Source organism: Pedobacter cryoconitis, assembly GCF_014207135.1.
In the GTDB taxonomy this organism is placed as follows: Bacteria; Bacteroidota; Bacteroidia; order Sphingobacteriales; family Sphingobacteriaceae; genus Pedobacter; species Pedobacter cryoconitis_D.
Window position 1 is genome coordinate 18,223 of record NZ_JACHCC010000018.1, and the last position, 24,353, is coordinate 42,575.

Annotated in this window: 17 protein-coding genes; 12 read left to right on the forward strand and 5 right to left on the reverse strand. The window is 41.5% G+C overall.

The window, feature by feature from the left end; all coding sequences use genetic code 11:
* Positions 1-164 precede the first annotated feature (164 nt).
* From HDF25_RS25390 to HDF25_RS25425, 8 genes are read left to right on the forward strand one after another with little or no spacing between them, the layout of a single operon-like run.
* Positions 165-3,476 carry a SusC/RagA family TonB-linked outer membrane protein gene (locus HDF25_RS25390; protein WP_260409471.1) on the forward strand — a complete coding sequence of 1,104 codons (3,312 nt, stop codon included), beginning with the start codon at positions 165-167 and terminating at the stop codon, positions 3,474-3,476.
* A gap of 12 nt (positions 3,477-3,488) precedes the next feature.
* The gene (locus HDF25_RS25395) at positions 3,489-5,249 is read left to right on the forward strand and encodes a RagB/SusD family nutrient uptake outer membrane protein (RefSeq protein WP_184629225.1); all 1,761 of its coding nucleotides are present in this window, start codon (positions 3,489-3,491) and stop codon (positions 5,247-5,249) included.
* Positions 5,250-5,292: 43 nt separating this feature from the next.
* Positions 5,293-6,111, forward strand: a complete 819-nt coding sequence (locus HDF25_RS25400) for a family 16 glycosylhydrolase (RefSeq protein ID WP_184629226.1) — start codon at positions 5,293-5,295, stop codon at positions 6,109-6,111.
* Positions 6,080-8,212, forward strand: a complete 2,133-nt coding sequence (locus HDF25_RS25405; protein ID WP_184629227.1) for a polysaccharide lyase family 8 super-sandwich domain-containing protein — start codon at positions 6,080-6,082, stop codon at positions 8,210-8,212. The genes HDF25_RS25400 and HDF25_RS25405 overlap by 32 nt, the downstream gene beginning before the upstream one ends.
* A gap of 27 nt (positions 8,213-8,239) precedes the next feature.
* Positions 8,240-9,433 carry a glycoside hydrolase family 88 protein gene (locus HDF25_RS25410; RefSeq protein ID WP_184629228.1) on the forward strand — a complete coding sequence of 398 codons (1,194 nt, stop codon included), beginning with the start codon at positions 8,240-8,242 and terminating at the stop codon, positions 9,431-9,433.
* A 23-nt stretch (positions 9,434-9,456) separates the two neighbouring features.
* Positions 9,457-10,698 (forward strand): DUF2264 domain-containing protein, encoded by a 1,242-nt coding sequence (locus HDF25_RS25415; protein ID WP_184629229.1) that lies wholly within the window; start codon positions 9,457-9,459, stop codon positions 10,696-10,698.
* Positions 10,699-10,741: 43 nt separating this feature from the next.
* Entirely contained in the window at positions 10,742-12,943 is a 2,202-nt protein-coding gene (locus HDF25_RS25420) for an alpha-galactosidase (protein WP_184629230.1), read from the forward strand.
* A 7-nt stretch (positions 12,944-12,950) separates the two neighbouring features.
* The gene (locus HDF25_RS25425; protein ID WP_184629231.1) at positions 12,951-14,414 is read left to right on the forward strand and encodes a sialate O-acetylesterase; all 1,464 of its coding nucleotides are present in this window, start codon (positions 12,951-12,953) and stop codon (positions 14,412-14,414) included.
* A gap of 3 nt (positions 14,415-14,417) precedes the next feature.
* Here HDF25_RS25425 and HDF25_RS25430 read toward each other — a convergent pair whose 3' ends face one another.
* The 3 genes from HDF25_RS25430 to HDF25_RS25440 form a co-directional block, all read right to left on the reverse strand.
* Positions 14,418-15,254, reverse strand: coding sequence for a siderophore-interacting protein (locus tag HDF25_RS25430; RefSeq protein WP_184629232.1), 837 nt, complete (start codon positions 15,252-15,254; stop codon positions 14,418-14,420).
* 135 nt (positions 15,255-15,389) lie between these two features.
* On the reverse strand, positions 15,390-16,628 hold the full coding sequence (locus tag HDF25_RS25435) for a hypothetical protein (RefSeq protein WP_184629233.1): 1,239 nt from the start codon (positions 16,626-16,628) through the stop codon (positions 15,390-15,392).
* A gap of 30 nt (positions 16,629-16,658) precedes the next feature.
* Positions 16,659-19,505: a TonB-dependent receptor domain-containing protein gene (locus tag HDF25_RS25440; protein ID WP_184629234.1), complete on the reverse strand. Its 2,847-nt coding sequence runs from the start codon at positions 19,503-19,505 to the stop codon at positions 16,659-16,661.
* A 313-nt stretch (positions 19,506-19,818) separates the two neighbouring features.
* On the opposite strand from HDF25_RS25440, the gene HDF25_RS25445 reads away from it, so the two are divergent.
* The gene (locus tag HDF25_RS25445; protein ID WP_184629235.1) at positions 19,819-20,625 is read left to right on the forward strand and encodes an alpha/beta fold hydrolase; all 807 of its coding nucleotides are present in this window, start codon (positions 19,819-19,821) and stop codon (positions 20,623-20,625) included.
* Here the strand turns inward: HDF25_RS25445 and HDF25_RS25450 are convergent.
* Complete coding sequence (locus tag HDF25_RS25450; protein ID WP_184629236.1) at positions 20,603-21,001, reverse strand: DUF1398 domain-containing protein; 399 nt, start codon at positions 20,999-21,001, stop codon at positions 20,603-20,605. The two genes, HDF25_RS25445 and HDF25_RS25450, sit on opposite strands and share 23 nt — an antisense overlap.
* Positions 21,002-21,081: 80 nt before the next feature.
* Here HDF25_RS25450 and HDF25_RS25455 point away from each other — a divergent pair, with 80 nt between their 5' ends.
* The gene (locus HDF25_RS25455) at positions 21,082-21,636 is read left to right on the forward strand and encodes a GNAT family N-acetyltransferase (protein ID WP_184629237.1); all 555 of its coding nucleotides are present in this window, start codon (positions 21,082-21,084) and stop codon (positions 21,634-21,636) included.
* Here HDF25_RS25455 and HDF25_RS25460 read toward each other — a convergent pair.
* Complete coding sequence (locus HDF25_RS25460) at positions 21,614-23,053, reverse strand: PLP-dependent aminotransferase family protein (RefSeq protein ID WP_184629238.1); 1,440 nt, start codon at positions 23,051-23,053, stop codon at positions 21,614-21,616. The two genes, HDF25_RS25455 and HDF25_RS25460, sit on opposite strands and share 23 nt — an antisense overlap.
* An 88-nt stretch (positions 23,054-23,141) precedes the next feature.
* Here HDF25_RS25460 and HDF25_RS25465 point away from each other — a divergent pair, with 88 nt between their 5' ends.
* Both HDF25_RS25465 and HDF25_RS25470 read left to right on the forward strand, forming a co-directional pair.
* Entirely contained in the window at positions 23,142-23,720 is a 579-nt protein-coding gene (locus HDF25_RS25465) for a GNAT family N-acetyltransferase (RefSeq protein WP_184629239.1), read from the forward strand.
* Between the two features lie 17 nt (positions 23,721-23,737).
* The gene (locus HDF25_RS25470) at positions 23,738-24,220 is read left to right on the forward strand and encodes an FKBP-type peptidyl-prolyl cis-trans isomerase (RefSeq protein ID WP_221451025.1); all 483 of its coding nucleotides are present in this window, start codon (positions 23,738-23,740) and stop codon (positions 24,218-24,220) included.
* Positions 24,221-24,353: the final 133 nt, after the last annotated feature.

Consider the following 24,353-nt stretch of genomic DNA (forward strand, 5'->3'; position numbering starts at 1 on the left):
ACAGCCTCGTTACGCAATTATAAGCTTAATTTTTATAAAATTACCCCTATATAATTATAAAATTACCCCCTCTCAATTCGCCCTGACGTATATGTTTGTTTTATGTCCTCCACGCTTTTCGGCATAGAAGGGGGCATAAGAACCTAACCAAATAATTATTAATTATGAAGAAACTATACCTTGATTTTATGAGGGGTAACTTAATGTTTATAGTGTTTTTTTGTAGCACTTTAATCTTGTTGACACCCTCTTCTTTATTTGCACAAAGCAAAGTAATTTCGGGAACCGTCACTGACGAAAAACAACTACCGGTTCCTGGTGTATCTGTTGTGGTTAAAGGAACTAAACGATCTACACAAACCGATGGTAGCGGTAAGTATAAAATTCAGGCCGAAGCCAATTCGGAACTTGTTTTTACAGCTATCGGATTTACTACACAAACTGTACCGGCAGGAGCTGGCGGACAGGTCGACGTCAGGTTATCAATTGCCAGTACAGGGTTGAATGAAATTGTGGTGGTGGGCTATGGTACCCAAAAGAAAGTAAATGTAATCGGATCTATCTCTACGATCAGTGCAAAATCACTCGAAAACAGACCAATTACTAATTTGTCATCCGGACTTGCCGGTTTAAGTGCCGGGGTAGCAGTGAATCAGACTTCGGGCAAACCAGGATCTGATGGAGCTACAATCAGGATCAGGGGATCAGGAACGCTGAATAACAATAACCCTTTAGTGATTATAGATGGTATTTCCGGTACGATGGATGCGGTTAATCCAAATGATGTAGAGAGTATGTCCTTACTTAAGGATGCAGCAGCAGCTTCAATTTACGGCTCCCTGGCGGCAAATGGTGTAATTCTGATTACAACGAAAAAAGGGTCAAATAACAAGCTCAATATTAATTATTCCAGCTTGTTTTCTTCGGCCAGACCAGGGAGTATCCCGACATTTGTTTCAGATTATATTACGCACATGAGACTGGTTAACCAGGGTTATAGTAACCTGGGGCAGACACCGGTCTATACTGATGCGACTATAGCACTCTGGGCAGCTGCAAATGCAAACCCAAACGGATTGACTGCACAGGGGATTCCCAATTCGGTAGCTTATCCCAATACTGACTGGGGAAAAACAATATTTGAAAATAACCTTGTTCAGCAGCATAATCTTTCAGTGAGTGGTGGAAATGAAAATACACAGTTTTTACTTTCGGCAGGTTATTTAAACAATCCGGGTGTGATGGCTAATACGGGTTCTGATCGCTATCAGTTAAGGATTAATTTACAGTCTAAAGTCACTAAGTTCCTGACACTAGGTACACAGACCTTTGCCTCTTTGCAGGATTACGGACCAGCCAGCACAGACAATGCATTTAACTTTCTTCGTCAGACCACACCAGGAGTTTACCCGGTTTACAATGGATTGTATGGTTTTCCTTCTGCGGCCGAAGAATCAGCTACAGCAAATAATATCTTAACTTATTTATACAGTTCCGGTGGAAAAGATCAGGAGTCCAGATTCAATACTACTGTTTTTGCGAAACTTGATATTTATAAAGGATTGAGTTTTGAAACCAGGTTTAATTATCAGACTCGTTTTGAAGAGAAAAATGCGCATAGCAATACTTTCGAAAAATGGAACTTTGCCACAAATACGTTGAAAGTTCCGGCAACAACGCCAGATCAGTTAAGTACTTCTTATGCCTTTAATAAAAACTACAGCACGACTATCGATAATGTTTTAAGGTATAACACCACTATTGCCGAAAAACATGATATTGGTATTTTACTGGGGTATAACCAGAACTATTACAACTATTATACTTTTGATGCGACCAAAACAGGGTTAATAGATCAGTCGATCACCACTTTGGGATCGGCCACAACGATGACATCCATCAATGGAGATGCTTATGATTATAGCATTCGTTCTTATTTTGGCCGTTTAAACTATGCTTTTAATAGCAAGTATCTGCTGGAGGGGGTTTTCCGTTACGATGGTTCTTCAAAATTCGCTCCTTCAAACCGCTGGGGTTTCTTTCCTGCCTTCTCGGCCGGCTGGCGTATTTCACAGGAACCTTTTATGGAAAAGCTGAACAATTATGTCAGCAATCTGAAATTGAGGGCTTCCTGGGGGAAAACAGGGAATAACGTTATGAATATCGATCCTTCAAGAGGTAATTACGATTATCAGGCCTCTTATGGATCATCGGCCTATTCTTTTAATGGTTTGCCGGTGAATGGACTAATCCAGTCGAAATTCGCTAATAGTGACCTGAAATGGGAAACTACCACTTTATCTAATATTGGTCTGGACGGGATGCTGTTTAAAGGAGCAGTTAATTTCGAACTGGATTTATACAACAAGTATACGAATGGTATTTTATACATTCCTACTATTCCGCTGACTGTTGGTACAGCCACAGCGGCAACCAAAAATATTGCAGAGATATCTAACAAAGGGTTAGAACTCACCCTGGGTTATAATGGGAAATCGGGTGATTTCAAATATGGTGCGACGGTAAATTTTGCTTATAATTTTAACCGGGTAGAGAAATATAAAGGTGCATTACAACAGGGCTATACCACAGATGTAAATGGTAACCCTGTTTACAGTTCAAATCTGGGTAGTGTTTCCAATGGTACAGTCATCCGTATTATCGAAGGACATACTGCAAATGAGTACTATCTGTATAATGTGTACAAGGGCAGCGGTACTTATACAAATCCCGATGGGAGTGTGAATATCAAAGGTGGGCCTAAGGACGGAATGATCCGTACACCACAGGATATGGCCTGGGTACAAAGTATGATCGCCGCAGGATACACATTTATGCCGGCTGGCGGAGTAGCCAAAAACAAACTTTATTATGGTGATTTAATCTATGCGGATAATAATGGAGATGGGATCTATGGGAATACCTATGACCAGTCCTTTACCAAGGCCTCTTCAACACCAAAATACAATTTCGGTTTGCAGCTGAACTTTGCCTACAAAGGATTTGACCTGTTTATGTTATGGGCCGGAAGTGCCGGAATGAAATATTACTGGAACGTTACTGGTTATAACAACTCTATTGTATCCCTGGGAAATGCAGTAAGTACACTGATTGCTAATGATCATTACTATTACAATGATGCCAATCCTTCTGATCCTGCGAATAATATAACAGCTCATTATCCAAGGCTGAAAAATACTACTGATGTTCAGAATGCAGGGGTAGCCAGTGATTTCTATTTGTATAATGCCTCGTACTTAAAATTGAAAAACTTACAGATCGGCTATACTATCCCGGGCAGGCTAACCAAAAAAGCAGCTATCAGCAGAGCCAGAATATACCTTTCCGGAGAGAATTTATGGACAATTACCAAGTATCCGGGACTTGATCCTGAGTTGGGAGCAACAAATGCAACAGCAGGGGTGAGTTATCCGACGCTGCGCCAGTATTCATTGGGTTTAAATGTGACATTTTAAAGGTTAGAAAACATGAAGAGGATTTTAATAATTATATCAGCTCTCGCAGTCCTGACGGGATGTAAAAAGAACTATCTGGACACTGCACCTTATTCATCAGTGGCATCAGATAAAATGTGGACGACAGATAATCTGACTGATCAGGGAATCAGCGGGGTTTATACTGCACTGCGTTTAGGAATTAATACCAGTGGCGCATCTGGACTCGAACTATATCAGATGGACCGCTATGCTTTTACAGGGCAGACAACCGGAGCAGAATCGATGATGACCGGTACAATTACTACTGGCGACGGAAACTTCAGTAATACCTGGCAAAATATGTATGAAGGGATACAACGCGCAAATGATGCGATCAAAAATATCCCTTTGAAATCTCCTTCTGCCGACACGAAGAAAAGCCGTTATATTGCAGAATCTAAATTTCTGCGGGCTTATTTCTATCTGAGATTAAATCAGTTGTATAAAGGAGTCCCAATTTATTTGGAGCCTTTTACAGCTGATCAGGCCACCAAAGCGCGTTCAACCGAAGATGAGGTCTGGACACAGGTTATTGCTGATCTGACTGCCTGTATTGCCGAACCTAATCTGCCGGACAGATATCCTGCCGGTAATGCTTCATACGGACATGTGACTAAAGGAGCAGCCTATGCTTTACGTGGTAAAGCCTATCTCTATCAGCAAAAATGGGCACTGGCAGCGGCCGATTTCAGTAAGGTTAAAGATGCCGGTTATAGCTTGTTCCCAAATTATACCACTTTGTTTAAAACTGCCAATGAACAAAGCAGTGAGATGATATTCTCGATTCAGAATATCGGCATTGCCGGTTCAGGATCAACCACACAGTTTTTCTGCGGTAGCAGATCTTCATTTGGTTCTTGCTGGAATACTTATCATGTCTCTCCGAACCTGGTTGATTTATATGAAAATGCAGATGGTTCTAAATTTAGCTGGGAAAGTATAATTCAGGGATATTCAGCCTTATCAGTAGCTGAACGTGAGGTTTATTTTTTAAGGAATAACCTGACAGCTGCCGAAATCGCTGCGGCCACGACCAGAGGGGCAAAAATGAGTCTGTATCTTCCAACCGGTAATGAGGCCCGTATTTTACAGGCTTATGCCAATCGTGATCCAAGATTAGCCGCCAATGTCATTACTCCTTATTCTACTTATGTCGGTGTTTATAATGGGATCAATGCGACAGTAACTTCAAGATGGCCATATCGTGCCGAAGCTGCATTAAATGGTGATTTACGTACTGATACACAGAGTTATTTCTATTATTTATACAGGAAATTTGTTTATGAAGGTGCTTCAGAGACATTGGGCAGGGCTTATGGTCCGACTGATTTTCCGATTCTCAGATATGCCGATGTCTTATTAATGTGGGCTGAAGCTTTAAATGAACAGGGAATGACTTCGGATGCACTGGCTAAAGTTAATGAAGTCAGAAGCAGGGCAGGAGCGGCATTGCTGCAAATGGGCAATAGCACGTTGGGTACTTATGTGGCAGGTCAGACAGACATGAGAGAGCGGATCAGAAATGAACGTCGTGTAGAGTTTCCAAATGAAGGGATTAACTATTTTGATGAACTGCGTTGGAAAAGCTGGAAGGATAAAGTTTTTTATACAGGAAATGGTGTAAAGCAAATCTGGGGAAATACTGTCTATCCTTATTCATTTAAGGGAGATTATATCTATACCTGGGCAATACCGCAGGTTGAACTGGAAAGAAATCCAAATCTTAAACAGAATCCGGGTTGGATTAATTAATTTTATTAAGATATTTTAAATATTGATTATTAATTGTCATTAGATGAAACTACAATTTTTTGTGAAGGCCTGTTTCTTTTCTTTGGGGATGCTGGTTATCGTAAGTTATGCTGATGCACAGCAAGTTAAAAAAACTGGAAAAGACAGATCCGGACGTAAATTGATCTTTTCTGATGAGTTCAATTATAAAGGGCTTCCTGATAGTACCAAATGGACTTATGAAAGTGGTTTGGTACGTAATCAGGAGCCTCAGTATTATACTGTTAAGCGTCTGGAAAATGCCAGGGTGGAAAACGGACATCTGATTATTGAAGCCAGGAAAGAAGACTATAAAGGAGCAGCATATACTTCGGCGAGTCTGATCACCCTGGGTAAAAAACATTTTAAGTACGGGCGTATAGAGGTGCGGGCGAAAGTTCCCAAAGGACTGGGCAGCTGGCCAGCAATATGGATGCTTGGAGAAAACCGTCAGCAGGTTAAATGGCCGAACTGCGGTGAAATTGATATTATGGAATATGTAGGTAAAGATTCTACTCAGGTCTATGGTACTGTGCATTATGCTGATACGACCGGGAAATATCATTATAAAGGTGAAAAGCCAGTCGTTGGTTCTCCTGATGATGGATTTCATATATATGCCATAGAATGGAATAAAGACAATATCTCCTTTTACTATGATCAGCTGCTCTACTTTGTTTTTGACTATAAAAAAGCAGCCTATGATCCGGGAACAATTTTTAATAAACCATTTTATCTGCTGCTTAACCTGGCTCTGGGTAAACAGGGTAATTTGGGTGGGCCTCTGGATAACAGGATTCTGCCTCTAAGATATGAACTGGATTATGTTCGGGTCTATGAATAAGGCCGGCTTAAAGATTTTTGCATTTCTGGTGGTGTGTTTGTTCAGTTTTGGGGCGAAGGCCGCGGCAGATCCTTACCAGCTCATTATGGACCGTATCAATGCGGATCTGCATCATGGACTGAATGAGGTAACACTCCAGACACAGGTTTCCGGGCAGGTAGCTCTGCTCAGAGAAGATGGCAGCTGGGCGGATATTGATTATTCCAATCCCAACTATGATCCCCTGGGTAGAATTAAGCTGATGGCGACAGCGTACAGTGGGATAAATAATAAATTATATAACGATAGCCGTACTTATGCAGCTATCGTTAAATCACTTCAGTACTGGCTGGACCGGAACCCTAAAAATAAGAACTGGTGGTATAATGATATTTTTTATCCTAAAGCAATCGGTGAAATTCTGATCCTGATGCGTTATGCTAAAACACCCTTGCCGGTGAGTCTGGAAAAAGCATTGATTATTCGGATGACCCGTAAATTAAAAACGGGAGATTATGCAAATACTTCGGATGAAGCCCTGCATTATTTGTACAGGGCCTGTCTGACAGAACGTCAATCTACGCTGGACTCTGCCTCAAAGTATTTATTCGAGCCGGTTTCTGTTATTGACGGAAAGGAAGGGGTACAGGTGGATAACAGCTATTTCCAGCATGGAAAACAGCAGGCAATTGCAACATATGGAGCTGTATTTGCCGGTAATTCGGTGAATGCAGCATTCTATTTAAGAGGCACAGGTTATGCAATGCCTGATGATCAGTTGAAGATCCTGATTAATTATATCAAGGATACCTTTCTGCATACCCTGAGAGCATCCTTTTTTGATTTTAACGTTCGGGGACGTGGGATCAGCCGTAAAGATTCTTTAAAAGGCAGTGCAGGTGGAATACTGGATAAAGTAAAAATTCTGAGTCCTGAAAATGCAGTTTACTGGCTGGCAGCAGAAAAACGGATCACCGAGACCGAAGCCCCGGCTTATGGGATCACGCCATCAAACAGGATGTACTGGAAAAGCGGTTATACACTGCATATCCGTCCTGGTTATACTTTCAGTGTACAAACTGCTTCTTCAAGGACACTGAGAACCGAAAGAGGAAACAATGAAAATATTTTAGGTAAGTTTCTGCCAGACGGGGCAACTAACATTCAGTTGCGCGGGAACGAATATGCTAACCTGATGCCGGTCTGGGAATGGGATAAAATCCCTGGAGTGACCTGCAGAGATTATCCTGATGATGAAGGGGCAACGATTAAACAGGACTGGGGCATACCAGGTACGACAGCATTTGTCGGTGGGGTCAGTGACGGATTATACGGGTTGTCTGTTTATGACCAATCCTATGATCAGGTCGGAGCTAAAAAAGCCTGGTTCTTTTTTGACCGGGAAATAGTCTGTCTGGGCGCTGGTATAAAGAGTGCTGCTGAAGAGGAAGTTAAGACTACTTTAAATCAGAGCTGGTTAAACGGGAAGGTGATTGTAGCTTCTGCGGGAGGTGGAATTAAAACAGTAGAAAATGCTGAACAGAAAAATACAGATCCTTTATGGGTATGGCATGATGCTATAGGTTATTTCTTTCCATTTGGTGGTAATTTAACCATTAGTAGTCAGGTACAAACCGGCAGTTGGTACCGCATCAATCAGTTTCAGCCAAAGGACGAGCTGAAGGATCAAGTGTTTAAGCTTTCTTTAAGTCATGGGAATCAGCCTGTTAATGGGCATTATGCCTATGTCGTTGTACCGGGTTTGAAAGAAGCTGATATGAGGAAAGGTTATGAGTTGTCTAAAATACAGATCCTGGAAAATACGGAAGACCTCCAGGCTGTAGCTAACCGGGATGCAGATATTTTGCAATTGGTTTTCTATAAACCAGGGGTCTTGAAAACAAGTGATTTGACCATGCAGTCGGATAAAGCCTGTACTATTCTGATTCGTGGCCTGTACACTAAAACTCCGGTAATCTATATAGCCGATCCGGCACAGGAAAACAGTCAGATACAATTGCAATTCTACTTACCGGGATTAAAAAAGGTAAAAAAGATGAATTGTGTAATGCCCGGTGGGCCACTTTCAGGTTCTACGTTAAAAATGATCATAAATGAATAAGCCAGAAAATAATAGAACAACAAGACGATGAAACGAATAAACTTAATTGCAGGACTACTTTTTTTAACGGGGACGACTTCTTTTGCTCAGCAAACTGTAACTCAGCCGATGAGTCAGCTTATTGATGAACAATTTAATTTTGCAGCTGAACAATACAAGGTACTGGATCAACGTATACCAGCCGGACTAACCCCTCAGAGTTATGATGCCAAAAAGGATAAATTAATTGCCTATGATATCAAGTGGTGGTGCAGTGGCTTTTACAGTGGCTCTTTATGGTATATCTATGAGCAGACTAAAAATAAAGAAATCAGGAAAACTGCTGAAAAAGCATTAAAAGTAATCGAGCCGAATAAAACATTTACTGGTAACCATGATCTTGGTTTCATGATGTTTTGTAGTTTTGGGAATGCCTATAGACTGACAGGAGATCCCGCTTATAAAGAGGTGATTAATTCTTCAGCTGCCTCTCTGGCGACGCGTTACCGCCCGGAAATTGAATCTATCCAGTCCTGGGATAAAAGTAAATACTGGAAATGCCCGGTGATCATTGACAATATGATGAACCTCGAGATGCTCGACTGGGTCAGTGACCATGGTGGAGATGCCAGGTATAAAGAAATAGCCATTAAACATGCGAATACGACACTAAAGAACCATTTCAGGCCTGATTTTAGTTCTTATCATGTGGTAGATTATGACCTGACAACCGGGAAGGTATATCGCAAAGCGACCTGGCAGGGAGCAGCAAACTGTTCGGCCTGGTCACGCGGACAAGCCTGGGCATTGTATGGCTTTACGGCAATGTATCGCTCTACCAAAGATCAGAAGTATCTTGATCAGGCAATGGGAATAGCCCATTTTATTCTGAATCATCCTAATCTGCCGGCTGATAAAGTCCCTTTCTGGGATTTCGATGCACCGAAAATCCCCTATGCTAAACGGGATGCTTCCGCTGCTGCAATAACTGCATCTGCACTGCTCGAACTGGCACAATACAGTAAAGGAAAAGAAAAAACTGAGTTTGTTTCTTCGGCAGAAACTATGCTCAGGTCTTTGGCGACTCCGGCATACCGGGCGAAATTAGGTGAAAACGGTGGATTTTTATTATTGCACAGCACCGGGGCACTGCCTCTGGACAGTGAAATCGATGTACCTTTAATTTATGCTGATTATTACTACCTGGAAGCATTGTCCAGGTATAAAAAATGGTATTTGTAACCGCTGAATAAAAATAAAACCATATGACTATATTAAATATAAAAACCTCTTTGTTATTAGCTTTCCTGCTGGTTATTACTGCTCCTGTTTTTGCACAGCCAAAGAAGACAACAACGGGGGCACAGGACAGACAAGTTTGGGTAAAAGCTTTATACCGGATTGCTTATCCGGTAGTTCACAATATGGCAGAAGGGACTCTAAAGAAAAATATGCCACTCGAAACTAATGCCAGTTATGGATTAAATCTTAAAAGAGTAACTTATCTGGAAGCTGTAGGCAGGACCATGGCTGGTCTGGCACCCTGGCTGGCTCTTCCTGATGACCAGACTGAGGAAGGTAAAATGCGGAGAGAAATGCGCGATATGCTTTTAAAAGGATTAGTGAATGCGGTTAATCCTGAACATCCCGATTATTTGAATTTCAGAATTGAAAGCCAGCCGATTGTAGATGCAGCTTATGTTGCTCAGGCATTTATCCGCGCACCAAGGGCTTTATGGGAGCCTTTGGATGCCGTAACAAAAGCCCGTTTTATAGAAGAATTCAAATCTTTGAGAACCAGAAGCGGGGCTTATAATAACTGGTTACTGTTTTCGGGTCTGACAGAGGGTTTTTTGTTGAGTATTGGTGAACAATATGACCCGGCCAGAGTCCAGTTTGCCGTGAATAAAATGAAAGAATGGTATGTAGGGGACAGCTGGTATAGTGACGGGGAAAAATTCAGTATGGATTATTATAATTCTTATGTGATTCATCCAATGATGGTCGATTTACTGAAGATTCTTTCAACGCATCAAAAAGCACAGCCAGCTGATTATGATCAGGCCCTGAAACGCATGGTGCGTTATGCTGAATATCTCGAAAGAATAATTTCACCTGAAGGGACCTATCCGGCTTATGGACGCTCGGTAACCTACCGGACTGCGGCCTTTCAGGCTCTGGCACAAACTGCATTGCTTGAGAAATTGCCTGAATATGTAAAACCAGCACAAGTTCGCTGCGCTTTGACCCAGGTTTTCCGGAACATGTATCAGGGCAACCAGAATTTTGATCAGAATGGCTGGTTGGTATTGGGCTTTAATGGGCATCAGCCCGCTATGGCCGATGTTTATACTTCTACTGGCAGTTTATATATGGCTACGCTGGGTTTTCTGACACTCGGACTGCCAGCAGATAATGAATTCTGGGCTGCTCCTGCTGCGCCATGGACCGCTGTTAAAGCCTGGAGCGGAGGAGAGGTGAAAAAAGATTATAAGGTAGAATATTAAATCATATATTCATGATTCAATTGAATAGCAACAGATTATCAATATGAATTTAAGCTGGTTACCTCCTTTTCGTTTTCTCTCTTTGTTTGCACTGAATCTTGGATTTGTTTTATCGGTCAGTGCACAAACTGTTCTCCCTGTTGAAACACAAAATAATGCAATGGTTTTACAGGTCGATGCAAAGAAAAACCTGAGTATGATTTACCTGGGCAGAAAGCTGGAGCATAGTCAGGAATATACCAGTATAGCCAGCCAGTATAAGCAGTCCGCTGATTATACTGGCCTGCTCAATTCGGCTTATACGCCTTCGGGTTCCAGAAACCTGGTCGAGCCTGCAATTACAGTAACCCACGCGGACGGCAATAATTCACTAGACCTGAGATATATCAGGTCCTCGTTAAAAAAACTGGATGAACAGGTCTCCTTGCTGACTGTTGTTTTAAAAGACAAAGTATATAATTTTGAAGTGACATTGTATTATAAATCCTACTTTAAAGAGGATGTCATTGAGCAATGGTGTACTATCAGGCAGCAGGAAAAAGGGAATGTTACGCTGCATAAATTTGCTTCTGCCAATCTGCACCTACGGGGTGGAAGTTATTGGTTAAATCAATATCATGGTGACTGGGCAAAAGAAATGCAGCCTGAAGAATCCAGACTGACCCATGGAATTAAAACTCTGGATTCTAAATTAGGTACCCGGGCGAATCTGTTCCAGCCTTCTGTTTTTATGGTTTCGCTGAATAAACCAGCAACAGAAGACGAAGGTGAGGTGTTGTTTGGTGGGCTGGAATGGAGCGGAAATTTCCGTACAGACCTGGAAATAGATAATCAGGATAATCTGAGGATTATTTCAGGGATCAATAATTATGCATCTGCTTATACTTTAAAGCCAGGTGAAGAACTCAGGACCCCTGCGTTTTTATATACCCTTTCGACTCAGGGTAAAGGTAAAGCCAGCCGGAATTTACAGCAATGGGCAAGAAACTATAAATTACTTGATGGAAAGGGAACCCGTTTAACTTTATTGAATAACTGGGAGGCAACTTATTTCGATTTTAATGAAAATAAACTCGCGGGTTTACTGAAGGATACTAAAAAATTGGGCGTAGATCTGTTTTTACTCGATGACGGCTGGTTTGGTAATAAATATCCCCGTAATGGTGATGTGGCTGGTTTAGGAGACTGGCAGGAAAACAAGAAGAAATTGCCAAATGGGATCACTTCCCTGGTTAAGGAAGCTCGCGAAAATGGCGTAAAATTTGGAATCTGGATAGAACCTGAGATGGTAAATCCAAAAAGCGAATTGTATGACAAACATCCGGACTGGGTGGTTAAACAACCGGAGCGTGATGAATATTATTTCAGGAATCAGCTGGTGCTGGATCTGACTAATCCTAAAGTTCAGGACTTTGTATTTGGTATAGTTGATGGACTTTTTACGAAAAACCCGGAGCTGGCCTATATCAAATGGGATTGCAATGCGGTAATCTATAATGCGCACTCTGCTACACTCAAAGATCAGTCACATTTTTATGTGGATTATGTACAGGGTTTGTACAAAGTCCTGCAACGGATCAGAGCTAAGTATCCGACAGTACCCATGATGTTATGTTCTGGCGGCGGTGGAAGAATAGATTATGGAGCCCTCCAGTATTTTACGGAGTTCTGGCCTAGTGATAATACGGATCCTCTGGAACGTATCTTTATGCAATGGGAGTATTCTTATTTTTATCCGGCTATTGCCAGCTCCAATCATGTCACTGACTGGGGGAAACAGCCCATTAAATTCCGGACAGATGTAGCGATGATGGGCAAACTGGGTTTTGATATTGTAGTTAGTCATTTACCTGAATCAGATCTTAAATTCTGTCAGGAAGCTATACAGCAGTATAATGCTGTTAAATCGATTATATGGCAAGGGGATCAGTATCGTTTAGCTAATCCACGTGAATCTGTTGTCGCTTCCATGTTGTATCTTACGGAAGATAAATCGACTGGAGTGATTTTTAATTACCTGGTGAACTACAGGTATGACGAGAATAGTAAACAGCCGGTTTTATTAAAAGGACTGGATGCAGCCAAACAATATAAAATCACTGAAATTAACCTGTATCCGGGAACAAAGTCTACCATTGACGGAGCGAAACAGTATACCGGCGATTTTTTAATGAAAATAGGGTTTAATCCCGATGTAAATGCATCCAGAACCAGTGTTGTCTTAAAATTAGAAGAAGTAAAATAAATCCATTATGTTTAAAAACCGCTATATCCTTGCGCTCTTAGTCGTTCTTTCGGGTGCTTTTCAGTCTGTGAAGGCTAAGGTTGTTTTACCTGCTGTATTCAGTGATCATATGGTATTGCAGCAGAAAACCAACGCAGCCATCTGGGGAAAAGCGCTTCCAGGAATGAAAATCAGTATTAGTACTGGCTGGAATGAAAAAAAGTATACGGGTATTGCTGATACTGATGGAAACTGGAAGATCGGTGTATCGACTCCTTCCTATGGTGGCCCTTATGATATTAAAATTTCTGATGGTGAGTTGCTGGTGTTAAAGGATATCCTGATTGGAGATGTCTGGATTTGTTCCGGACAGTCCAATATGGAAATGCCTCTGGCAGGCTGGGGAAAGATAGATAACTATGAACAGGAAATCGCAAAGGCGGATGTACCTGGAATTCGTCTGTTACAAGTGAAGCAGATGACAGCCAATCAACCTGATGCTGCTGTTAGTGTAGCAAATGGGGGTTGGACAGCCTGTAAACCTGCAATTATTGCAGAGTTTTCTGCTACAGCCTATTTTTTTGCGCTAGAAGTGAACAGGAAGACAAAAATCCCGATCGGACTGATTCATACTTCCTGGGGAGGTACTATTGCTGAAGCCTGGATGAGTGCCTCGGTATTAAAGACAATGCCTGATTTTAAAACGGCGGTTTTGGCCGTTGAAGATTCAGCACCTACACCAGCTCAGCAAAAGAACCCTAATCGTCCATCGGTTTTATATAATGCGATGATTTATCCATTTATTCAATTCTCTATTCGTGGGGCCATCTGGTACCAGGGAGAATCTAATGCAGACAGGGCTTATCAATACCGTGAGCTATTTCCGGCAATGATTAAAAACTGGAGAGAAAAATGGGCTATCGGAGATTTTCCGTTTTATTTTGTTCAGTTGGCCAATTTCAAGAAAAAGGATGAAAAACCAGCTGCCTCAGCGTGGGCTGAGCTTAGGGAAGCACAACTTAAAACACTGGCATTACCGCATACTGGGATGGCGACTATCATTGATGTTGGTTTAGCCGATGATATTCATCCCAAAAACAAACAGGAGGTTGGCCGCCGGCTTGCCCTGATAGCCCTGGCGCAGACCTATCATCAGCCTGTGATTTATAGTGGGCCATTGATGCAAAATCAGAAAATTGAGAAAGGCAAAATCAGATTAAGCTTTAAGTTTGCTGATTCTGGTCTTCAAACCAAAGATGGACAAACTTTAAAAGGTTTCGCCATTGCAGGGGCTGATCAGCAATTTTACTGGGCAGATGCGGTAATTAAAGGCAAAGAGATTATTGTAAGTTGTAAACAGGTTATCTCTCCGGTCGCTGTTCGTTACGACTGGGGAAATAACCCGGAGGGTAATTTATATAATAGTGCGGGGCTTCCTGCTTCACCATTCAGAACCGATGACTGGAAGGGTATTACCTATGGTAAAAAATAGCTGTTAATTACTTTTTTGTTCCTGGTGACGGTCAGTGACTGATCCGTCCTCGTTGACACCAAATTTCCAGTAAGAGTAGGCATAGAGTTCAGTTTGTTCCCATCCCTGTTCTTTACGCAGAAACTGGCGGATATCTTTTACACTGCTAAACTCGGCTGCAACATAACCAAAACGGGTATTGGTACCCTGGTCTGGCAGGGATGTATTCCGGACTGCGTCCGACAACAATGTGTTTTCTCCTGGATTTGTATTAGGAATCCAGTTGATTTGTATGTCGGCTTTAGTTTTTAGCTCCTGTACATCTTGCATGGATGGGACTTCCAGATAAACTACACCAGTTGCTGTTGAAGGAAGGGTTTCCAGTATAGCTGAAATGACAGGTATTCCTGTTGCATCAGCTGCCAGCAGATACCAGTCTGCTTTTGGATATAAGACAGTCTCTTTAGCTTTCATGGCCACACCCAGCAGGTCGCCCGGTTTGGCATTAATTGCCCAGGCCGAGGCAGGGCCACTTTCTCCATGAGCAACAAAATCGATGTACATTTCCTTTTGATCCAGATCCATTCCTCTGTGGGTATAAGTGCGTACTGTAGGCCTTAAATGTTCCGGTGGATGTGTCCATTCGCCTGTTTCATAATTGAAATCAGGAAAATGGATATCGTTTACGCCTGCAGGAGGAATGAAAATCTTGTTATTCACTCCTGGTGTAGTATCCGCGAATGCAGGGACATCATCTCCTGTTAAGGTAACCCGGATATAATGCGGTGTAATATATGTTTTCTGTTTTACTTCCAGTACAGCACGGATAATGGAAGGTCTTGCATTTTCTGTTTCACTCATTGTTATAGGCTATCTGGTAAAGGTATTTATTTATAATCTTTCTAAATAATGTGTATTTAAGCTATGACACTCTGATTACAAATTTCTGAACAAAAAAAGCGCTTTCCTTTGATGATGGAAAAGCGCTTTGTCTGGTTATCTGGTTTCAATTTCCGGAACTCCGATCCAGTGGTATTTTCTTTTGGTAAAGCCTGGGTTCAGGTCACCGTCTATATTAAATCTTCTCAGATCAATTAGACGTGTTCCTCTCCATGATAAATAGATTCTGCGCAGCGCAGTAATATCTGTTAAGGTAAGGATAGCCGAAGCCGGAAGATTAGATTTACCTGTCGGGTCATATTTTACAATTACAGTATTGACAAAATCTACTGCATTTCCAGGCAATAAGCCCCGGACAGCCAGTTCTGCCCTGATCAATTGCATCTCGTCAAAATCACTGATCAGCAGGAGATCCCTTTCTTTGAAAAGCGTTAATGACCAGTGACCTTTAGGGGCTTTTACTACAGGATTACGTACCTGATCTGCCGTGGTTTTTAAAACAGCCACCAATGTCGGATCTACAGCAGCATCTCTGACATTAATACTCAAAGCAGAGAAGAAGGCATTGCTTGTAGTACCCACCGTATTCAGGAATGCGAAATTCTCCAGTGGATTGAAGGACTGATTCACGTGTGCTATGGCCAATGCATAGTTCTGCGTATGAATACCCAGTTTGGTTAATAAAGAATGTAATAACCTTTTTTCCTGTTCATTGGCTAAAGTTAAAGCTTCTTCCCAGTAGCGTTGTGCTTTAAGATAAGCCTGTTCATGGCTGATCAGGTTGTGATTGGTGTAAACAGCATGGTTGGTTTCACTGACAGTGAAATAATCTGCCAGCAGCATCCAGGCATAACCTGCGTGTAAACGGGCATTCAATAATGCACCTTGTTTAATCTTGATTTTGTCTGGCTCAGCAGATTGCTGTTGATCAGCCAGGCGGATCGCATCTTCTGCACGTGCCCGGTAATTCTGGATATTTGACCAGGTACTGAAAAGTGAAGTATTATCCGGACTCAGTTTATCTTCGTCCAGCTCTTTGTAGAATGGTGAATTGGGAACTGCCGTAGAAGTAATTTCATCGGCAATGGCTCCAGAGGCAACCAGTAAATCTGATGAAGCTGTAGCGCCGGCGCGCCATACCCCTGCTATGACAGGCCCGTTGACATAGATTCCTTTATCTATACGGCCCAGCATTTCAAGTGTCGTCAGTTGAGATTCATCCACTGTGCTATCTGGTGATTTAGGTTCATTTACCCATTTATTGCAGGAAGAAAAAGTTAAAGCGAACAATATCGCTGTCAGTCCTGAAAATCCTTTTATCTTTTTTAACATCATTTTCTTATCTAATAGAAGAGACCTTCTGAATTAAAATCCAATATTTAAACTAAATGCATAAGTACGCGGAGCAGGAACAGCTGTCCAGTCTGAGGATAAGTAGCTGATCCCTTTGGTTCTTTTGCTACCTCCCTGTGAATCAATCTGTGGTTCAGCACCACCATAGTTAGTCGTCAGCCACAGGTTATTTCCTGTTAAGGAAACTACGCAGCGTTTCAGCACACCTTTAGTATATTTCTTTGCCCAGTCTCCCAGGTCATAAGAAAGGGTCAGATTGCTCAGTCTGATGAAATCTGCTTTCTGAATAAAATCTCCTCTCACTCCTTCAACTTTAGAAAGTTCTGTAGCGGTTGAGATATAATCAGTAGTTCCAGGGCTCAATGTAGCTAACTGCGCTTTCAGTGTTTCTTTAGCGGCGTAGTTATTACCCTGAGAAGCTACATTTCTTGCCGATATATTGTAGACTTTTGCCCCTTTTGAATAGGTGAAAAGAGATTGTAAACGGAAGTTGTTATACAACTGCAAGGCAAAACCAAATGAACCATTATAAGTAGGGAAGGGTTTACCCAATTCCTGCAGAGAGCTTTCTTTTGCTCCTGTATAAACTCCTTTAGCGTCAAAAAGGGGGCCTTCAGAAACTGTAGAATAAAAAGCAAAGGCAGGCAGACCGGCACGGATCAGGTTCACTGAACTGAGGATATCTTTGCCACCCGAATTGATCACTTTGTTAGATTGCTGATTGAAAATGGCATAAATATCCAGACTATGTTTTTTATTGCTGCTGGTAAATACGCGGCTATTGTAAGAGATTTCCAGACCTTGTCCCTGTATTTTTCCGATATTTTCAGGATAATCACCACTTAAACTCGAGGGCCAGCCTAATGAAGGAAGGAGTGTGGTATAGACAATTGCATCACGGGTGTATTGTCTGTAATAGGTGAAGCTGAATTTCTGATTAAATAATTTGATGTCTGTTCCTATTTCAAATTCTCCGGTACGTTCAGGTTTGATATCTGGATTTCCTTTTCTCAGCGGCTTTACAATGGTTCCGAAAGAGGAGTTTTCTACCAGATAAGCAGTTTGTGCATCACCAGGATAAGGCAGACGGCCGGATTCTCCATAAGCAGTTCTGATTTTCCATTCCTCTACTTTCCCTTTCAGAAAATCCAGATCGGCGATATTATAGGCCACACTTACAGTCGGGTACCAGATACTGGCCACATTTCTGCCAATCATGTTGGAAACATCACGTCTGAGCCCGGCATTGATAAATAATTTGTTATCATAGCTTAAAAAAGCTTCTCCATATAAACCGTGAGTACGTTTCTCAAAGGTATTATCTGTTACACCCAGTATCTCAGCGGCCGAAGCAATATTACTGATTCCTGGTACCGCAAAATTCCTTACACTGATCCCGTTTACTTTTTCAGAAGCTTGTGTAAGCTGTGAAAGGAAGGATAGGTTTAACTGCCATTTCGGGTTAAAGACAAAATTACGGGATAGTTTAAAATCCCAGTTCATATTCTGGTTACGGCGGTTACTGATCTGTTTGCTTCCAGTATTGTTTGTTCCCTGTAAATAACCATAAGGAAGATAATTCAACCCGTCAATATGGTTGAGGTCGAGCCCCACCAAACTTTCTGCTTTAATTTCGAAAGGAAAAGTATAGGCCACTTTTAAACTTCCGGTAAAGCGGTCATTCTGATACTCTTTCTGAATCGCTCTCCAGCTTTCTTCGGCGATAAACGGCCATGGTGTGCGGTCACGCATCAGGTTCCAGATAGCGTCATCGCGTCCTGAAGCCGATTGTGGAATACTGAGCTTCCCTTTGACATAACCTGCTGTCAGGGATAATTTAAAACGGTCTTTAACAAAATCATACCCGGTACGGATAGTTTGTCTGTTATCCTGGTTTCCAGGTACAATTCCTGCATTTTTAGTGGTATTCGCGGATAGAAAAATGCTGTTGTTTGCATCGATCTGTGACGTAAGGTTTGCGTACAATTGTTGTTCAGCCCCTTTTCTGAAGAAATCATTTAAAGGATCATTGTTAACAAACTGATCATATTTTCTGGCCAGTTCACTAAAACCAGCTGTATATTTCACATTAACTGCTATCCCTTTTTTGCCATTTAATCCGCGTTTGGTCTGGATAACCACAACACCATTCGCTGCCTCAGCCCCATAAGATGCAGCAGCTGCAGGGCCTTTGATAACATCTATAGATTCGATATCATTTAGCGGCAGGTCATTCAATGCACTCATCGCTTCCTGCGAAGAGTTAATATCCGAAGTATTACTGCTGCCATAACGTACACCATCTATAAAAATCAGAGGATCACGTTCCATACTGAATGTCGCTGAAGAACGAATGTCAAAGCGGATAGGCATACCTACTTTACCGTTGGTATTGTAGACCTGGGCTCCGCTGATCCTGCCATTCACTATATCAGCCAGCGAAGAAGGGTTACTTGTCGCTACAACAGCGGCAGCATTGATATGGTCAATATTTGTTCCGATAGCCTTTTTGCTTCTCGAATTTGCCAGACTGGCCGTTACCATAACTTCTTGCAGTTCCAGACCATGATCCATAAAGATGTCGATTTGCTGTCCGTCTTTAACTGTTGGATATTGTTTTTTAAACTGTTTGTAACCGATCATGCTGACGATTATAGTTTCACCAGGTTGCAGTTGCAGTTTAAATTGACCCTGTGAATCGGCGATTATACCTTTTCCTGGTTTTTCCTGGATGGAGATACTTGCTCCGATAATAGTTTCCTTAGTGTTTTTATCATAGACTGTTCCTTTGATAACCTGAGCGCTGAGTGTGCAGCAAAGCGTCATGGCTATTCCTAAAATGGTGAAAAATTTAATCATATGTGTGTTTAATTGGTCTCCCTTAGCTGGTGTATATAACCGGCTTTATTTAAATTTATGTGGCATTTTATTATGCTGAATCAGCGATCTGGAATGGATCCTGAATTGTTATTTATTGCTAGTCTAAATAACAATTGATGGCCGCAAAGGTAATAATTACTTTAAAACAGGCAAATATTAATTCATTATTCGGCTATGTAAGGATAAGTTAAAGGCGTTTTGAATGGCCCGGATGACACATCTGCTATGCTCAGAATAGTAACGTCTGCATCTGTTTTTGTTCTACTCATTCCTGTAGCTTTGAAAGCAAAAAATGGCCGTTAAAAAGATCAGAGGAATAAATATAGCTTATGATGACCTGGGTTCGGGCGAACCCATAGTGTTTATACATGGACATCCGTTCAACCGTTCGATGTGGAAGTATCAGACAGTACATTTTGCGCAAAATTATCGCTTGATCCTGCCGGATCTGCGTGGATATGGAGAAACAGATCTGGGTGGTTCAAAGGTAATGCTCGATGAGATGGCTTTGGATATTGCTTATTTACTGGACGAACTGAATATAGAAAAAGCAATCTTCTGCGGATTGTCTATGGGTGGACAAATCCTGCTTGACTTTTACAGATTGTTTCCGGAAAGGGTAAAGGCTATCATTATTGCAGATTCTGATGCGCGCGGGGAGAATCCCGAAAGCTACCAGAAGAGGATTGACTTGGCTGAACTGATCAGTAAAGAAGGAATTAAAAAATATACAGATGATCACATCCTTCATTATTTAGCTCCTGTTTCCAGGGATAACCAGGAGGTTTACCATCATTTATACCAGATGATGACAACAACCAGTGATGAGGGCGCGGCAGCTGCACATCGGGGCAGGGCAGAGCGCAGGGATCACCTCTCTGTATTAGCTGAGATTAAGGTTAAGGCATTGATCATAGTAGGTTCGGAAGATTATTTTACTCCTATGCCTATAGCTAAGTTGATGAGTGATCTGATTCCCGGGGCCTCGATTTCCTGTATTCCTCAGACGGGCCATATGCCAAATATGGAAGCTCCTGAATTATTTAATGCAGTTGTAGAAGACTTTCTGAATCAGGTTAATACCCGGCATCAGGAATAGGTTCGGCCACCAGACTGGCTCCGTTTCTGTCATAATAAGTACAGATCATATGATCTGTATCAATTACCCACTTTTCTACGCCGGCAGATGCAGCCTGAAAACAAAAAGTTGAGAAATCTGTCTGGCCTAGCTGATGTATTGCAATAGTGTGTTTTAGGGCGGATACGGAAGAAGTGTTTGAAATTTTAAGGGGATCATAGACAGGTGCAGATTCGATGCGGTGACCTGCGGATCCATGATAGGTGGTATGTCCGTCTTTTACCCAGAATTCATAGAAAGTCAGTCCTGCTTTTTTGATTTCCTGTATATAGGCAGGAAAGTCTGTTCCTGTTTTAACTTTGGCATGGGCAGCTTTCAATTGTTGCTCTGTAAACATATAGGCTAATTTACTTAAAGATAGCAGGATTTTGCAGTAATTTGAATTTCCGGATTGATAAATCCAATAAACGAATCTGAATGAAAAAAGAAATTATTTATCAGCCCATGACAATCGCAATGGCTGATCTGCTTGGCCATATTGACCGTTCAGAATTTATAGACGCAACCTTTCAGCTGAAAGAAGGGAAATTGGAAGAGCTTCCTGCTGAACTGGATAGTTTGGGCTGGAATACTGGTGAACTAAAGCAAATTCAACAACAATATAAGCAGGAACTGAATCAGGGAGGGATGGCTTTTGGAGCATTTCAGGAAGAGCTATTGGTTGGCTTTGGGGTTCTTGGAAATAGGTTTATGGCCGAAAAACAGGACCATCTGCATGTTGATTTAATGTATGTATCCGCTAATTTCAGAAGACAGGGAATAGGAACAGTTCTGCTCAACATGATCAGCGCCGAAGCTAAAAAAAGAGGAGCTGCGTATTTATATATTTCATCGGCTGAAACAAAATCAGCAGTCACTTTTTATCAAAAAAATGGAAGTCTGCTGACAGAAAAGGTGGACGAAGAACTTTATCATAAAGAGCCGGAAGATATACATATGATTATTAATCTTAATATGTTTCCTGATATTTAGCCAGTGTCCCGATGGTTTTAATGGCTGTTTTGACCTGCTCCGTCCAAGGCAAGCCATAACTCAGACGTAAACAATTATTAAACTGGTTCTGCAGTGTAAACATTCTTCCAGGTGCAAAACTCACCTTCCTTTTTATCGTTTGATTATATAGTGCTGCAGTGTTAATCTTAGGATCGAGTTCTACCCATAACATAAAACCTCCCTGGGGCCTGCTTATTTTTGTTCCCTCCGGGAACCAGGTCCTGACAGCTTCAGTATAATTCAGGCAGTTGCTTTGTAAGGTATTTCTTAGTTTTTTTAAATGACTTTCATAACGACCTTTTTCAAGGAAATCAGCCACTGCTTCCTGTGTAATTGTAGCAGAAGAGATAGTAGTGGCAAATTTCACCCTTCTGATCTGCTCTGTAAATATGCCAGGTGTAAGCCAGCCGACCCGGTATCCGGGAGCGAGCGTTTTAGATATAGAACTACATAAAAGGACCAGGCCGCTCTCATCATAAGTTTTGCAGTTTGTAGGTCTGGCAGGCCCAAAATACAGGTCCCCATACATATCATTTTCAATCAGTGGAATATGATAGTACTCAAGGAGTCTGACCAGTTCTTTTTTATGCTCAACAGACATAGTACCACCCATTGGATTACTGAAATTACTGATGAATAAACACAGCTTTATTTTGTTTTTGACGAATGCTGCTTTCAGAGCTTCCAGCTCAATTCCCGTTTCGGGATGAGTAGGGAGTTCCAATACTTTTAAGCCTAAACTTAAGGCCAGTTGTAAAATGCCAAAATACACTGGGCTTTCGACGGCAATAGTATCTCCTCTTTGAGTCAGAGCGATAATAGCCTGAGTCATTGCTCCACTGCAGCCGGCAGTAGTCAAAATATCATCCTCAGTCAGTTGACCACCCCAGGTAGCCGATAACCTTGCAATCTGGCGGCGGAGTTTGGGGTTTCCCAGTACATGTTCATAAGCGGAGCCGTATTCAGGCAGGCTATGTAAAGCATGGTTTAAAGCTTTGTTTAACTTGGAAAGCGGTAATAATTTTGCTGAAGGCACACCCAGCGAAAGCATCATATGATCAGAACTGATCCCGTCGTAAACTTTACTGACAATATCAGAGGTATCTTCATTGCTTAGGTGTATGGATGGATTGCTTTTGTTTGGCAGTCCGCTGGTCTGCAGTCTGTGACTTACATAATAGCCCGATTGCGGAACTGAACGAATCAGGCTTTTGCTCTCCAATTGGTAATAAGCCTGTAATACAGTACTCATGCTTACCTGATATTGCTGGCATGTCTCTCTTACTGAAGGAATTTTATCACCGGAAACCAGTACCCCTGAATAGATCTGCTGACTTAAATCAGTGGCTATTTTTTCGTATAAATGTATTTTTATTTTAGAGTCCGGTTGATGCATGTTTGTAACTGTTATGGTGAAAATAGACTAAACTGTATCTGTACTGGTTAGTGTAAAAGTAGGAGATTTGAAGAAAAAAGAATAAAATATGAATGAAAAGTTAACAGTAAGGGACATCGTTTTAGAGGTTGCAACAACTGATCAGCATTTTAACCAGATTTTACAATTGCAAAAAGAAAACCTGTATAGTTTAATCAGTGTGGAGCAACAGGCACAGCAGGGATTTGTATTTGCTGAACATAACCTGGAATTGTTAAAAAAAATGGCTGTTCATTTACCACAGGTTATTGCAATCAGTGAAGAGAAAGTAGTTGGATACAATCTGGCTATGCCGTCCTCAATGAGAAATGAATTGCCCAGCCTGATTCCTATGTTTAGTGAATTTGATCAATGTAAATACAATAATAAGCCTTTGGCAGCATACAATTATATAGTAGGTGGGCAGGTTTGTGTACATCATGATTTCAGAGGGCTTGGATTACTCAGTAGTTTATATCATGAAACCAGGGAAAGAATAGGGAAGGGATATCAATTATGTGTTACTGAGATTTCGACCAGAAATGCTAAATCTTTAAAAGTTCATCAGCGGATGGGTTTTGAGATAATTGGTACTTATCAGGATGAAAAGGAGTTATGGAATGTGGTGGCCTGGAAATTCGAAAAATAAAATTACATTTGCTGCCTATGATGAAAACTAGACACTTTTTATTACTACTGGTTTGTACAGCAATAGGATTTACAGCCTGTAAGAAAAACAGCAAAGATAATTTCGATGCTTCAGCACAATTTACGACTGATACTACAGCGATCAGAGCTTTTGTAGTAGCCAATAAAATTCCTGCAGTTAAAGATGCTAAATCTGGAATATTCTACCAGATTATTACTCCTGGAACAGGAAGTGTGAGCTATTCGGGATCTACAAAGGTAACCGTTAATTATACCGGAAAACTATTAAACGGAACAATTTTCGATACGACTGCAGGTACAGCTGTAACGTTTCCATTGGGTGGCCTGATTCAAGGCTGGCAAATTGGAATTCCTTTGATCCAGCCAGGCGGCAGAATCAGATTAATCATTCCATCTGGTTTAGGCTATGGAAATGGCGGAGGAGGTTTACCTGCGAACTCTGTTCTTGATTTTACCATTGATGTGATTAACGCACAGTAAGCGTCTCCAGAATATATTTCAAAAAGGGCTGTTAGATTTGGACTGCCCCCAAAAAGTTAGACAAATTTAATTATTAGATTTGTTATAATGAGCCCGATATTCCGTCGGGCTCATTCCATTTAAATTCAGTTTT